Here is a 13,141-nt window from a genome sequence, read left to right on the forward strand (position 1 = left end):
AGCGCTTCGACGAACGACCACCGCGCCCATCCCGCCCGAGGGGTATTACACGTGAGTTCCGTGCCCGTTTCCGCAGCCGACCTGCCCGTTTTCCGTGATCCCGCGCTCCCGCTGCGCAAGCGTGTCGACGACCTGCTCGACCGGCTCACGCCCGAGGAACGGCTCGCGATGCTGCACCAGTACTCGCCGGCCGTGCCGCGCCTCGGCGTCGCCGCCTTCCGCACCGGCAGCGAGGGCCTGCACGGCGTCTCCTGGCTCGGCGTGGCGACCGTCTTCCCGCAGGCCGTCGGCCTCGGCGCCAGCTGGGACGAGGACCTCGTGCGCCGGGTCGCCGAGGCGGTCTCGACCGAGCTGCGGGCCTTCCACTACCACCGCCCGCCGGCCATCGGCAGCCCCGAGCGCGGCGCCAACTCGCTCCAGGCCTGGGCCCCCGTGCTCAACCTGCTGCGCGACCCGCGCTGGGGGCGCAACGAGGAGGCCTACTCCGAGGACCCGGTGCACACCGCGCGGGTCGGCGAGGCGTTCTGCAAGGGACTCGCCGGCGAGCACCCGACCTACCTGCGGACCGCCCCGGTGATCAAGCACTTCCTCGCCTACAACAACGAGGACGACCGCTGCACCACCTCCTCCGGGCTGCGCCCGCGGGTCCTCCACGAGTACGACCTGGCCGCCTTCCGCCCCGTCGTCGCCTCCGGCGCCGTGACCGGCGCGATGGCCGCCTACAACCTGGTCAACGGCCGCCCCTGCCACGTGAGTCCGCTGATCGAGGACGAGCTGCGCCGCTGGGCCCGGCCGACCGGCCACGAGCTGTTCGTGGTCAGCGACGCCGAGGCCCCCTCCAACCTGGTCGAGATGGAGTTCTACTTCGACGACCACGCCGAGGGCCACGGGGCGGCGCTCAAGGCCGGCATCGACAGCTTCACCGACCACGGCGAGGACAGCGAGACGGTCGTCGGCCGGCTGCGGGAGGCGCTGGAGCGCGGCCTGATCGACCAGGCCGACGTGGACCGCGCCGTCCATCGGCAGCTGGAACTGCGCTTCCGGCTCGGCGAGTTCGACCCCGAGCTGGACCCCTACGCCGGCACCGGCCCGGAGGTCATCGACAGCCCCGAGCACCGGGCGCTGGCCCGGCAGGCCGCGATCGAGTCGACCGTCCTGCTCAAGAACGACGGCGTGCTCCCGCTCGACCCGGCCCGTACGAAGCGGATCGCCGTCATCGGCCCGCTCGCCGACACGCTCTTCGAGGACTGGTACAGCGGCACCATGCCGTACCAGGTGGGCATCGCCTCCGGACTGGCCGCCGCCGTCGACGCGCAGGGCGGCGAGGTGGTCCGGGTGGACGGCTCCGACCGGATCACCCTGCGCTCGCGCACCACCGGCGAGCTGCTCGCCAAGACCGCCTTCGACGTGACCGACTGGGGCGGCGGCGCCAGCACGCTGCGCGACGCCGACACCGGCCACTACCTGAGCCTCCAGGACGACGACGCCCTCGCCGCCGACCAGGACATCATCAAGAGCTGGTTCGTCAAGGAGACCTTCCGGCTCGAACCGGCCGGCCCGGACACCGTCCTGCTCCGCTGCGTGTTCAACGGCCGCTACGCCGCCGTGGACCCGAACGACGGCCGGGTGACCGTCACCGCCGAGACCGCGGCCGACGCCGAGCACTTCCAGCGCGAGCTGGTCCGCGACGGCCGGGCCGAGGCCCGGGCCGCCGCCGAGACCGCGGACGTCGCGGTCGTCGTCCTCGGCAACCACCCGATGATCAACGGCCGCGAGACCGAGGACCGCGCCGACATCGACCTGCCCGAGGGCCAGGAGGAACTGCTGCGCGCCGTCGCGGCCGTCCGCCCGAACACCGCCCTGGTCGTGATGAGCAGCTACCCCTACGCCCTCGACTGGGCCGACGAGCACCTGCCCGCCGTGGTGTGGACCTCCCACGGCGGGCAGGAAACAGGACACGCGCTGGCCGCCGTGCTGCTCGGCGAGGCCGAGCCCGCCGGCCGGCTGCCGCAGACCTGGTACCGGGGCGACGACCCGCTGCCCGCCCCGCTGGACTACGACATCATCAAGGCGGGCTGGACCTACCAGTACCACCGGGCCGCCCCGCTCTACCCCTTCGGGCACGGGCTCTCGTACACCGCCTTCTCCTACCGCGACCTGAGCCTGTCGCAGCCGTCGATCGGCCAGGACGGCTCGGTCGACGTCACCGTGACCCTGGAGAACACCGGGCCGCGGACCGGCAGCGAGGTCGTCCAGGTCTACCTGCGGGCCCTGGGCGCCCGCTACGAGGCGCCCCGGCTGCGCCTGGCGGACTTCCGGAAGGTCCGGCTGGAGCCGGGGGAGGCCCGGGAGCTGACGTTCCGGGTGACCGCCGAGCAGCTCGCCCACTGGGACGTCGCCACCGGTGCCTTCACCGTCGCGCCCGGCGCCCACGAGGTGATCGTCGCCCGCTGCGCCGAGGACCCGGTGCTCACCGCGCCGCTCACCGTGACCGGCGACGCCGCCGCGCCCCGGGCGGCCGTCGGACACCGGATCCTGGCCGTCGACTTCGACGACTACGAGGACGTCACCATCGTCGACGCCGGCCGCACCCACGGCGACGCGGTCACGCCCACCGAGCCCGCCCAGCCGGCGACGCTGCTCTTCCGGGACACCGACCTCTCCGGAGCCGCGTGGATCGAGGTCGAGACCTCCCGCGTGGACGCCGGATCGGACCCGGCCCGGGTCGAGCTGCGGGCGGGCGAGCAGCTGCTGGCCGAGATCGAGGTGCCCGTGACCGGGGACCGCTACACCTGGACGCCCCTCACCGCGGAGCTCGCCGCCCCGCTCGACGGCGTCCACGACCTGGCCGTGACCCTGCACGGCGACTTCCGGCTCACCGCCTTCCGCTTCGGCGCGGCGCGCTGAGGCCTCCCGGGGCGTGTTCGCGGGGTCTCGACGCGACCTTGCAGGCCGACCTTGCAGGCCGACTTCGTAGGGCTTCCTGCGGAGTGATTTTGTAAGGCGACTTTGCAAAGCGGCTTCGCCGAGCGACGCTGTGAACACGCCCCGGCCCTCACCACCGACCGGCGGCCCGCCCCCCGAGGGGAGGGGCGGGCCACCGAACCGCCTCGCCACCCACCATCCTGGAGGAACCCCCCATGACGCCAACGGACCTCGGACTGGACGAACTCCAGGCCTACCGACCGGAGCTGCCCGAGCCGCAGGACTTCGACGAGTTCTGGCAGCGGACCCTCGCCGAGGCCCGCGCGCACGGCGACGCGGTCAAGGTCGAGCGCGTCACCGCCCAGTGGGGCCTGCACACCGTCGAGGTCGACGACGTGCGGTTCCCCGGCTGGAACGGCGAGCCGGTGGCCGCCTGGCTGCTGCGCCCGCGCGGCGCGACCGGGCCGCTGCCCGTCGTCGTGACCTACATCGGCTACTGCGGAGGCCGCGGCCGGCCCACCGAGCACCTGTTCTGGTCCGCCGCCGGCTTCGCCGAACTCGTCGTCGACAGCCGGGGCCAGGGCCGCGACACCCCGGACCGGGGCGAGGGCGACGGCACCCAGTGGGTCGAGGGCTTCATGACCAAGGGCATCGACTCCCCCGAGAACCACTACCACCGCCGGCTGATCACCGACTGCGTGCGCGCCGTGGACGCCGTCGGGCAGCTGCCCGGTCTCGACCCCGACCGCGTCGTGGTGACCGGCGGCAGCCAGGGCGGCGGCCTCGCCCTCGCCGTCGCCGGGCTCACCGGCGACAAGGTGTCGGCCGTGATGCCGGACGTGCCGTTCCTCTGCCACTTCCGCGAGGGCGCCCGGACCTCCCTGGACGGGCCGTACCAGGAGATCGTCAAGTACCTGCGCTGGCACAGCCAGGACCGCATGGAGCCGACCTTCGAAACCCTCGACTACTTCGACGGGATCAACTTCGCCAAGCGGGCCACCGCGCCGGCCCTGTTCAGCGTCGGCCTGATGGACCCGGTCTGCCCGCCCCGCACGGTCTACGCCGCCTTCAACCACTACGCGGGCGAGGACCGCGCCATGACGGTGTGGCCCTTCGCCGACCACGGCGGCGGCTGCGGCGCCAACCCGCCCGCCCAGCTCTCCTGGCTGCTCGACCGAGGGTCGGCGCCCGAGCTGTGAGCACCCCGACCTACCCGGACCTGCCGGCCGGCTTCCAGTTCGGCGCGGCCACCGCCGCCTACCAGATCGAGGGCGCCCACGACGAGGACGGCCGCGGCCCGTCCATCTGGGACACCTACAGCCACACCCCGGGCCGCACCCTCGACGGTGCCACCGGCGACACGGCCTGCGACCACTACCACCGCTACCCCGAGGACGTCGCCCTGCTGCGGGAGCTCGGCGTCGACAACTACCGCTTCTCCATCGCCTGGCCCCGCCTGCTCCCGCAGGGCACCGGCCCGGTCAACCCCAAGGGCCTGGACTTCTACGACCGGCTGATCGACGAACTGCTGGCCGCCGGGATCGCACCCGCCGCCACCCTCTACCACTGGGACCTGCCGCAGGCCCTGGAGGACCGGGGCGGCTGGCGGGTCAGGGAGACGGCCGAGGCCTTCGCCGAGTACGCGGCCCTCGCCGCCGAGCGCTACGGGGACCGGGTCGAGCGCTGGATGACCCTCAACGAACCGTTCTGCTCCGCCTTCCTGGGCTACGGCCTGGGCCGGCACGCGCCCGGCGCCCAGGAGGGCCGCGGCGCCCTGGCCGCCGCCCACCACCTGTTGGTCGGCCACGGCCTCGCGGTCCGCGAACTGCGCGCCGCCGGCGCCCGGCAGATCGGGATCGCGCTCAACCCCGACCGCCTGCACGCCGCCTCCGACCGGCCCGAGGACCTCGCCGCCCTGCGCCGGGCCGAGGTCCTGCACAACGAGGTCTGGACCGAGCCGCTGTTCGCCGGGCGCTACCCCGCGTACGAGGCCGAGACCTGGGCGGGACTCGCCGACGGCCCCTGGCGCCGGCCGGGGGACCTCGAACTGATCGGCGCCCCGCTGGACTTCGTCGGCGTCAACTTCTACCGGCCGATCACCGTCGAGGCCGCCCCGCACGACGAGGCCGACCCCGAGCTGCGCACCGCGGTGGACATCGGCGTCGCCGAGCCGAACCCGTACGGCACCCGGCTCACCACCATGGGCTGGCCCGTCGTGCCCACCGCGTTCACCGAGCTGCTCCGCGACCTCGACGCCCGCTACCCGGGGCTCCCGCCGATCTGGATCACCGAGAACGGCTCCGCCGAGAGCGACAGCCTCACCCCCGACGGCCGGGTCCACGACGCCGAGCGCGTCGACTACCTGGCCGGCCACCTCGCCGCCGTCGCCGACGCGATCGCGGCCGGGGTCGACGTGCGCGGCTACTTCCTCTGGTCCCTGCTGGACAACTTCGAGTGGGCCCGCGGCTACGAGCAGCGCTTCGGCCTCGTCCACGTCGACTACGACACCCTGACCCGAACCCCCAAGGACAGCTACCACTGGTACCGGGGCCTGATCACCGCGCACCGCGCGCGGACGGAGGAACCAGCCCGATGAAGTTCACCGACGGCTACTGGCTGATGCGCCCGGGCGTCACCGCGCGCTACGCCACCGAGGTCGCCGACGTCCGCACCGGCGAGGACCGGATGACCCTCTACGCGCCGGTGAAGCACGTGCGCCGCCGCGGTGACACGCTCAACAGCCCGCTGCTGACCATCGAGTGCTGGTCCCCGGCCGAGGGCGTGATCGGGGTGCGCACCACCCACCACGCCGGATCGGTGCAGCGCGGCCCGGAGTTCGCGTTCCCCGGCTCCGAACAGGGCGCCGGGAAGGTGCGCCGGGACGGCGACGTGGTGGAGCTCTCCGCCGGCGAGCTGACCCTGCGGGTGGACACCACCCAGCCGTGGCACCTGGAGTTCAGCGCGGACGGCCGGGTGCTGACCACGGTCGGTGAGCGCGGCACCGGCTTCGTCACCGACGCCGAGGGCCGCCACCACATGCTCGGACAGCTCTCGCTGGGCGTCGGCGAGCTGGTCTACGGCCTGGGCGAGCGGTTCACCCCGTTCGTCAGGAACGGCCAGGTGGTGGACATCTGGCAGGCCGACGGCGGCACCAGCAGCGAACAGGCCTACAAGAACATCCCGTTCCACCTGACCAACAAGGGCTACGGCGTCTTCGTCAACCACCCCGGCAAGGTCAGCTACGAGGTCGGCTCCGAGTCGGTCGGCCAGGTGCAGTTCAGCGTCGAGGACCAGTCGCTGGAGTACCTCATCGTCTACGGCCCCACCCCCAAGCGGATCCTGGAGCGCTACACCGCGCTCACCGGCCGCCCCGCGCTGCCGCCGGCCTGGTCGCTCGGCCTCTGGCTGACCACCTCGTTCACCACCGACTACGACGAGGCCACCGTCAACCGCTTCGTCGGCGGCATGGCCGAGCGCGGCATCCCGCTGAGCGTCTTCCACCTCGACTGCTTCTGGATGCGCGAGTACCAGTGGTGCGACTTCGTCTGGGACCCGGACACCTTCCCGGACCCGGCCGGCATGCTGGCCCGGCTCAAGGAGCAGGGGCTGCGGATCTCCGCCTGGATCAACCCGTACATCGCGCAGAAGTCGGAGCTGTTCGCCGAGGGCATGCGCGAGGGCTACCTGGTGCGCCGCCCCGACGGCAGCGTCTGGCAGTGGGACCTCTGGCAGCCGGGCATGGCCCTGGTCGATTTCACCAACCCCGCCGCCACCGCCTGGTACACCGGCAAGCTGCGCACCCTGCTCGACGTCGGCGTGGACTGCTTCAAGACCGACTTCGGCGAGCGCATCCCCACCGACGTGGTCTGGCACGACGGCTCCGACCCCGAGCGGATGCACAACTACTACACCCACCTCTTCAACCGGGCCGTCTTCGAGCTGCTCACCGAGGTACGCGGGGAGGGCGAGGCGCTGCTGTTCGCCCGCTCCGCCACCGCCGGCGGCCAGCAGTACCCGGTGCACTGGGGCGGCGACTGCGAGTCCCACTTCAACGCCATGGCCGAGTCGCTGCGCGGCGGTCTCTCCCTCGGCCTGTCCGGCTTCGGCTTCTGGAGCCACGACATCGGCGGCTTCGAGGGCACCCCGACCCCCGCGGTCTTCAAGCGCTGGACGCAGTTCGGCCTGCTCTCCTCGCACAGCCGGCTGCACGGCAGCAAGTCCTACCGCGTGCCGTGGGACTTCGGCGACGAGGCGGTGGACGTCACCCGCGAGTTCACCCTGCTCAAGCACCGCCTGGCGCCCTACCTCCAGCGCGCGTCCCAGCAGGCGCACGCCACCGGCATCCCGGTGATGCGGGCAATGGTGCTGGAGTTCCCGGACGACCCGGCCGCCGCCACCCTCGACCGGCAGTACATGCTCGGCGACGACCTGCTCGTCGCCCCGGTCTTCACCGAGGACGGCACGGTCGAGTACTACGTGCCCGAGGGCACCTGGACCAACGTCCTGACCGGACAGCAGGTCACCGGCCCGCGCTGGGTGCGCGAGCAGCACGGCTTCCACACCCTGCCGCTGCTCGCCCGCCCCGACTCCGTGATCCCGTTCGGCGCGGACGACCAGCGCCCGGTCTCCGCCTGGGCCGAGGGCGTCGAGCTGCGCGTCCACGCCTTCGCGGACGGCGCCGAGCGCACCGTGGTGATCCCGCGCAGCGACGGCCCCGGCGAGACGGCGCGCTTCCACGTGACCCGCAGCGGCGACCGGCTCACCGTCACCACCGACAGCCCGCTCCCGTGGCAGCTGCGGATCGGCGGCCCGGACGGCACCCTGCACACCCAGCCGGCCGGCACCTCCGAGGCCCACCTCCCGTACCCGGCCTGACACCGCCACCTCGGGGCGGGGCCCCGCGCGCCACCGCATCGGCGCGCGGGGCCCCGTCCCGTTTCCGCCCTACGCCGGGAAGTGCCCCATGCAGAGCCGCACCAAGCGCCACCTGACCTCCGCCGAGCTCGACGCCCTGCTGCGCGGCTCCGCCGGCCTCGGGTGCCGCCTCGAACACGAACTGACCGACGGCTGGTTCAACAGCGCCTACCGCGTCCAACTGGACGACGGCCGACCCGCCGTCGTCAAACTCGCCCCGCCGGCCGACGCACCGGTGCTCCGCTACGAGCGCGGCATCCTCGGGACGGAGGCCATGGTCTACCGGCGGCTCGCGGCCCTCCCGGCCGGCGCCGTCCCCGGGCCCGAACTGATCCACGCGGACGAGGAGTTCCTCGTCCTGTCGGTACTGGAGGGAACCCCCTGGGACAAGGCGGGCGCCCAGCTCCCGCCCGGTGCCGAGCCGGCGCTGCGCCGCGAACTCGGCGCGATCACCGCCCGCCTGCACACCCTGGCCCCGGCGGACGGCCGCTTCGGGTACCCGGCCGCTGAATCGGCGCTGTCCGCCGCCGACTGGCGCACGGCCTTCACCGCCATGGTCGAGGCCCTCCTCGACGACGCCGCCCACTGGGGTTCACCGCTGGACCTGCCGCCGGGCGACATCCGCGCACTGGTGTCCGACGGCGGGTACGCCCTCGACCAGGTCACCGAGCCCCGCCTCGTCCACTTCGACCTCTGGCCGGGCAACATCTTCGTGGACCCGATGGGCCACAGGATCACCGGCCTCATCGACCACGAGCGGGCGTTCTGGGGCGACCCGGCCGCGGAACTGGTCTCCTTGGACTTCGGCGGCGGCACCGGCCCGGACAGCGACCTCGTCGCCGGCTATGCCGAAGCCGGCGGCAGCCTCGATTTCACCCCCGCCCTGCACCACCGGCTGGCGCTGTACCAGCTGTACCTGGCCCTGCTGCTCGTCGTGGAGTGCGCCCCGCGCGGCTACGAGGGCGACCACCTCGCGTTCTGCCGCCGGCTGCTCGTGGAGGCCGTCGCCCGGCTCCGCGCGCTGGGTTAGCGAAGACCGGATCGGGAAGCGGCCTCCGGCTGACCTCGCCTGAATCCGCCACCCGAAGTGGGCGCCGAGGCGGCGGATGTTGAGAAGGACGGGCCCGCGTCGTTGGTCGCGGGCCCGCCTCAGGCGGCTTCGGCTTGGTCCAGCCCGGCAGCACCCGGTTGCGCGAGCCAGACCAGCCGCGAGGTGATCCCCGGCCGCCCGGCGAAGTGGCGCAAGGCTCGTTCGGGGGATACGAGGGTCATCCGCGCCCGCCCGTCGATGCCGATCACGTGCGTCGGCCCGTCGCTGTCCACGAGCCCCCAGGCCACGACCCATCCGTCGGCGTCGGCAGGGCCCTCGCCGCACACCTGCACGACGGCGAACAGTCGGGGTGCGGTGTCGAGCACGAGCTCGCACAGCTCCTGGTCGAACGGGTCGGGAGCGGTCGGCGCGAGCGCGGCCGGGCGAGGGTTTTGCGAGGGCTCAGTGGTCATGGAAGTCTCCTGCCTCAAAGCATGGTTGAGCCAACGGCCAGCGCCTTTGGTAACTGGCCCATGACATACGGTAGCGTAGTGATGGCAGACCTGCCATGAAGTTCGTTGCAGTCCTGCCATTTCACTCCAGATGGTGAACGAGAGGATCGCGATGTCATCGAGCGGCGCCCCGACGTTGCGGCAGCAGCGCCTCGGGTTTGAACTGCGCAAACTCCGCGAGAAGGCTGGGTTCAGCTCAACGGCCGCAGCCGCCCGGGTGGGGGTGGCCCAGGCTCACATGAGTCGAATCGAGGCGGGCCGCTACGCGGTGAGTGCAGAGCGGGTCCGCGCGTTCGCTCATGCGTACATGTGCGGGGACGAGGGCCTGATCGACGCTCTCGCCGGTATGACGGGAAGGCGAGTTCGGGGGTGGTGGGAGGAGTATCGCGACATCCTGCCGTCCGGCGCTCTCGATCTTGCCGAAACGGAACACCACGCCACCGCGATGCGCATCGCCTCGGTGATTCACATCCCCGGCCTGCTCCAGATCGTCGACCAGGTACGTGCGCTCGGAAGCATTGCGGTACCCCCGCTGGCTCCGCATGAGATTGAGCATCGGGTGTCATTCCGGATCAAGCGGCAGGTCGTCCTCTATGGCCAGCAGGCGATCCCGCTCACGGCGATCGTTCATGAGGCAGCCCTGCGGATGGGGTTCGGTGGACCTGCTGTGGCTCGCGCACAGCTCAGGCACCTCATCGAGGCGAGCACCCGCGACAATGTCTCGGTGCTCGTCATTCCCTTCGGTGCGGGCACGCTCCCCGGCTCCGGGCAGTCCATCGTCTACTGCTCCGCTGCTGTGCCCCAACTCGACACCGTGCAGCTCGACACGTATCACGGCTCCGAGTTCCTTGATGCCCAAGCGCAACTGGTGAAATACCAGCAAGTCCTGGACATCATGGAAGCCTGTGCCCTGAGCCCCGCGAAGTCACGTGATCTCATTGCCCGCATCGAGAAGCAAACCTGAGAGGAAGCGCCGTGTCAGCTTTCAAGTGGCAGAAGTCCAGCTACAGTTCCGAGTCGCTCAACTGCATCTATCTCGCCGTGGCCCCCGACCGCAGCGTCAAGCTCCGCGAGAGCGATGACCCCGAGATCATCGTCACCACAACGCCCGGCAAGCTCCGCGCCCTCCTGCGCGGCATCAAGGACGGCGAGTTCGACCACCTGACGACGTAACGAGAACCGACGCGGGAAGCGCGGCGCCCATCGGGTCTAGACCGCAGCTGTGCCGCGCCGTTCTGCGACCGCGACGGCCCGGAAGGCCTGCGAGCGTTCATACGGACAATCCCTGAGTCCATGGACGACGAAATCGAGAATGCCCTGGATTCCCTCGCGGAATCCAGGGCATTCCGGTAGCTCGCAGGTCAGCCTTGTCGGGGTTTCCGGTGGCGGCCAGCAGGTTTACGAGGCGGCGGTGATGGTGCGGCAATCATCCCGTCGCCTTTGATCCCGTGGAGGATGCGCTGGGTGGTGGGGTAGTCGTCGGCGACGGCATGGGGTGTCCACTCGACCCCATCCCAGGAGAGGATCAGCCGGGGCTCTGTCGGACGGACGTGCGTGGCGCGGCTGCCGTCCAGCATGACAGCTTTCAGTTCGCCGAGGGGCCGCCGCATTGCGTCCCGCCGTGCTGCCCACTGGTCCAGCGGCTCGTCCTCGTCCACCGGCTGCTCCTCTCCTCGGGGATGGCCAGGGTAACGACTCAGGACGAGGGCCAGGTGATCGTCTGCCGGTCCGGGGTTACGGTGATCTCGAATCGCTCCAGCGGAGGAGATCCGTCCGCACGCCATTGGGTCACGTGTTCTTCGATCGAATCCCAGAGGTGAGCTGGACCGCCCTGCCGGACCGTCCAGCGGTGCCCGTCCTGCCGGAGAGCGGCCCAGGCCCCGGCTTCCACGTCGAGCAGGATGCGCTCGGTTCGGCCGTCGCGGGACAGCGTGAAGTGCTGAGTGCGTGGCGCGGAGAGCTGAGCGACGAACCGAGCGGTCCAGTCGTCCAGTACCTCGGAGCCGAGCGTGGTAGGGCGCTCCTCGCCGTCGTCGAGGTCGGGAAGCAGGCCGAGGGGCGGCGGAAGCTGGGGCCGGGCGAGCATGAAGGAGATCTGCCCGCCGAGGAACCGGCCGGTGGCCGTGCCGTCTTGGCGCACGGTGAGTCGGGCCAGCTCGGAGGAGTACAGCCAGCCGCACAGGGTGGCCAGGATGATTCCTCCGGGCCGGGTCTGCTCGATCCACTCCGGCGGGATCTCCAGCACGCCGCAGGTCACGGTGACGCGATCGTAGGGAGCGCTGTCCTTGTGTCCGAGCAAGCCGTTGCCCACCACCAGGTTCGGTCGGTAGCCGCAGGCTCCGAGGGCGTTCTGCGCCCGCAGGCTCACATCCTGGTCTACTTCGACCGAGGTCACCAGCTCGTCGCCGAGCCGGTGGCACAGGAGGGCGGTGGAGTAGCCGGTACCCGTGCCGATCTCCAATACCCGCTGGCCGTCCGAGACGTGGAGGTCTTCGTGCATTCGGACGACCAGGTTCGGCATGGTGCTGGAGGAAGTCGGGGCGCGCAGGATCTCCCCCCGGATGTCGCCCGGCACGATGGTCCCGGCGATTTGAGTCACCAGTGACTCATCGGCGTAGCAGCGTTCCAGCCAACCATCGGTTCCCGGCATCACCGGTCGCCACGCGGTCGGCACCGAGCCCGGCACCGCCTCGAAGAAACCTCCCCGCAGGAACTCCTGACGCGGTACCGCCTCCACCGCTCGCCGCCACGGCTCGCTACGCAGGCCTCCGCCGGCGACGAGCTGGTCGGCCAGCCGCGTGCGCAACTCGACGTCACTGGTCATCCGGTCTTCCTCTCCGCGAGCTGCGCGAGCTCGCCCACGCCGGTCAGCAGACGTCGGCCGACGGCTTCGGAGTGGCAGGTGTCATTGTGCAGCCTGACGGCCGACCGCAGCTCGCGGACGACAGTCTCCACCAGGTCCCCGCCGGCCAGCACGTCGCCCGCCAGCCGCAGGCCGTGGACGCGGCGGAGCAGGGCCTCCGCGTCTGCTGCTCCGACGGTGGCTCCAGTCGTCGTCGCGAGCGGGGACAGCTCGGTGTCGGCGGGGAGAAGGCGGGCGACCACCTCGGCAGAGGAGACGGGCGCGGTCACCTTGAACCGGCGGGCGGCCTTGGTGGCGGCGCGGGCGCGGCGAAGCCGGGACTCGTCCAACTCCAGCACATCGGCCAGGTAGGGAAGGTATTGCGGTCCTGGGGTGCGGCCTTCGTACTCGGTCTCCCACCGCCACACATCGGTGCGGCTCGGGGCATAGCCGGAGGCGTCTGCAAGCTTGCGTGCCACGTCCTCCTCGGAGAGCCCGAGGTACTTCCGGCGGCTGGCGATCAGCTCGCCGATCCGCTCCCCGCTGCTGTTGCCATCGGTCATGACCGTCTCCTTGTCGCCGCCGCGTACGCGGACCGTACCTGCCCTGACCGGATGGCACAGACTGTTCGGTCTACCAAAGTTGACGAAGAGTCAGTCCGTCTGATCGACTGCTTGAGTCCGAAGGGTTCTACGACCGGGTGCAGGTCGTAGAGAAGGACCTCCCCGACGCCGAGCCCCTCGGTGCCCGGTGCGACGCGGTCGGGACGACCTGCTCCTGGCACTACAACTGCTGCTCGTCGTCGAGTGCGCCCCGCGCGGCTACGGGGGCGACCACCTCGCGTTCTGCCGCCGGATGCTCGCGGAGGCCGTCGCCCGGCTCCGCGCGCTGGGTTAGGGGCGGGGTCCGGCGTATCGG

The 13,141-nt window shown here is 71.6% G+C and carries 12 protein-coding genes; 8 read left to right on the plus strand and 4 right to left on the minus strand.

Translation table 11 applies throughout. The annotated features are described in order from the left end of the window. Positions 1 to 60 precede the first annotated feature (60 nt). From ACFP3U_RS01705 to ACFP3U_RS01725, 5 genes are all read left to right on the plus strand, one after another. Positions 61 to 2,907 (plus strand): glycoside hydrolase family 3 C-terminal domain-containing protein, encoded by a 2,847-nt coding sequence (locus ACFP3U_RS01705; RefSeq protein WP_380223254.1) that lies wholly within the window; start codon positions 61 to 63, stop codon positions 2,905 to 2,907. Between the two features lie 233 nt (positions 2,908 to 3,140). After that, positions 3,141 to 4,124, plus strand: coding sequence for an acetylxylan esterase (locus ACFP3U_RS01710; RefSeq protein ID WP_380223255.1), 984 nt, complete (start codon positions 3,141 to 3,143; stop codon positions 4,122 to 4,124). Continuing rightward, complete coding sequence (locus ACFP3U_RS01715; protein ID WP_380223256.1) at positions 4,121 to 5,521, plus strand: GH1 family beta-glucosidase; 1,401 nt, start codon at positions 4,121 to 4,123, stop codon at positions 5,519 to 5,521. Before ACFP3U_RS01710 ends, ACFP3U_RS01715 begins: the two co-directional genes overlap by 4 nt. After that, positions 5,518 to 7,800, plus strand: a complete 2,283-nt coding sequence (gene yicI, locus ACFP3U_RS01720) for an alpha-xylosidase (RefSeq protein WP_380223257.1) — start codon at positions 5,518 to 5,520, stop codon at positions 7,798 to 7,800. Before ACFP3U_RS01715 ends, yicI begins: the two co-directional genes overlap by 4 nt. 88 nt (positions 7,801 to 7,888) lie before the next feature. Next, positions 7,889 to 8,869, plus strand: coding sequence for a phosphotransferase family protein (locus tag ACFP3U_RS01725; protein ID WP_380223258.1), 981 nt, complete (start codon positions 7,889 to 7,891; stop codon positions 8,867 to 8,869). A gap of 119 nt (positions 8,870 to 8,988) precedes the next feature. On the opposite strand, the gene ACFP3U_RS01730 is transcribed toward ACFP3U_RS01725, so the two are convergent. Next, positions 8,989 to 9,342 carry a hypothetical protein gene (locus tag ACFP3U_RS01730; protein ID WP_380223259.1) on the minus strand — a complete coding sequence of 118 codons (354 nt, stop codon included), beginning with the start codon at positions 9,340 to 9,342 and terminating at the stop codon, positions 8,989 to 8,991. A gap of 130 nt (positions 9,343 to 9,472) precedes the next feature. Here ACFP3U_RS01730 and ACFP3U_RS01735 point away from each other — a divergent pair, with 130 nt between their 5' ends. Both ACFP3U_RS01735 and ACFP3U_RS01740 read left to right on the plus strand, forming a co-directional pair. Further along, the gene (locus ACFP3U_RS01735) at positions 9,473 to 10,345 is read left to right on the plus strand and encodes a helix-turn-helix domain-containing protein (protein ID WP_380223260.1); all 873 of its coding nucleotides are present in this window, start codon (positions 9,473 to 9,475) and stop codon (positions 10,343 to 10,345) included. An 11-nt stretch (positions 10,346 to 10,356) separates the two neighbouring features. Then, entirely contained in the window at positions 10,357 to 10,554 is a 198-nt protein-coding gene (locus ACFP3U_RS01740) for a DUF397 domain-containing protein (protein WP_380223261.1), read from the plus strand. Between the two features lie 188 nt (positions 10,555 to 10,742). On the opposite strand, the gene ACFP3U_RS01745 is transcribed toward ACFP3U_RS01740, so the two are convergent. Genes ACFP3U_RS01745 through ACFP3U_RS01755 form a run of 3 tightly spaced genes read right to left on the minus strand, consistent with a single transcriptional unit; the run spans position 10,743 to position 12,786 of the window. Further along, positions 10,743 to 11,039, minus strand: a complete 297-nt coding sequence (locus ACFP3U_RS01745; RefSeq protein ID WP_380223262.1) for a DUF6087 family protein — start codon at positions 11,037 to 11,039, stop codon at positions 10,743 to 10,745. Between the two features lie 38 nt (positions 11,040 to 11,077). Then, the gene (gene tgmC, locus ACFP3U_RS01750; protein ID WP_380223263.1) at positions 11,078 to 12,205 is read right to left on the minus strand and encodes an ATP-grasp peptide maturase system methyltransferase; all 1,128 of its coding nucleotides are present in this window, start codon (positions 12,203 to 12,205) and stop codon (positions 11,078 to 11,080) included. Next, positions 12,202 to 12,786, minus strand: coding sequence for a hypothetical protein (locus ACFP3U_RS01755; protein WP_380223264.1), 585 nt, complete (start codon positions 12,784 to 12,786; stop codon positions 12,202 to 12,204). Before ACFP3U_RS01755 ends, tgmC begins: the two co-directional genes overlap by 4 nt. 187 nt (positions 12,787 to 12,973) lie before the next feature. Here ACFP3U_RS01755 and ACFP3U_RS01760 point away from each other — a divergent pair, with 187 nt between their 5' ends. Continuing rightward, positions 12,974 to 13,120: a hypothetical protein gene (locus ACFP3U_RS01760; protein WP_380223265.1), complete on the plus strand. Its 147-nt coding sequence runs from the start codon at positions 12,974 to 12,976 to the stop codon at positions 13,118 to 13,120. Positions 13,121 to 13,141 lie beyond the last annotated feature (21 nt).

Source organism: Kitasatospora misakiensis (assembly GCF_042656005.1).
In the GTDB taxonomy this organism is placed as follows: domain Bacteria; phylum Actinomycetota; class Actinomycetes; order Streptomycetales; family Streptomycetaceae; genus Kitasatospora; species Kitasatospora misakiensis.

Coding starts and splice junctions, on each gene's coding strand:
- ACFP3U_RS01755 (WP_380223264.1), bottom strand. CDS start 12,786: ATGACCGATGGCAACAGCAGCGGGGAGCGGATCGGCGAGCTGATCGCC.
- ACFP3U_RS01730 (WP_380223259.1), bottom strand. CDS start 9,342: ATGACCACTGAGCCCTCGCAAAACCCTCGCCCGGCCGCGCTCGCGCCG.
- ACFP3U_RS01710 (WP_380223255.1), top strand. CDS start 3,141: ATGACGCCAACGGACCTCGGACTGGACGAACTCCAGGCCTACCGACCG.
- ACFP3U_RS01735 (WP_380223260.1), top strand. CDS start 9,473: ATGGTGAACGAGAGGATCGCGATGTCATCGAGCGGCGCCCCGACGTTG.
- ACFP3U_RS01725 (WP_380223258.1), top strand. CDS start 7,889: ATGCAGAGCCGCACCAAGCGCCACCTGACCTCCGCCGAGCTCGACGCC.
- yicI (WP_380223257.1), top strand. CDS start 5,518: ATGAAGTTCACCGACGGCTACTGGCTGATGCGCCCGGGCGTCACCGCG.
- tgmC (WP_380223263.1), bottom strand. CDS start 12,205: ATGACCAGTGACGTCGAGTTGCGCACGCGGCTGGCCGACCAGCTCGTC.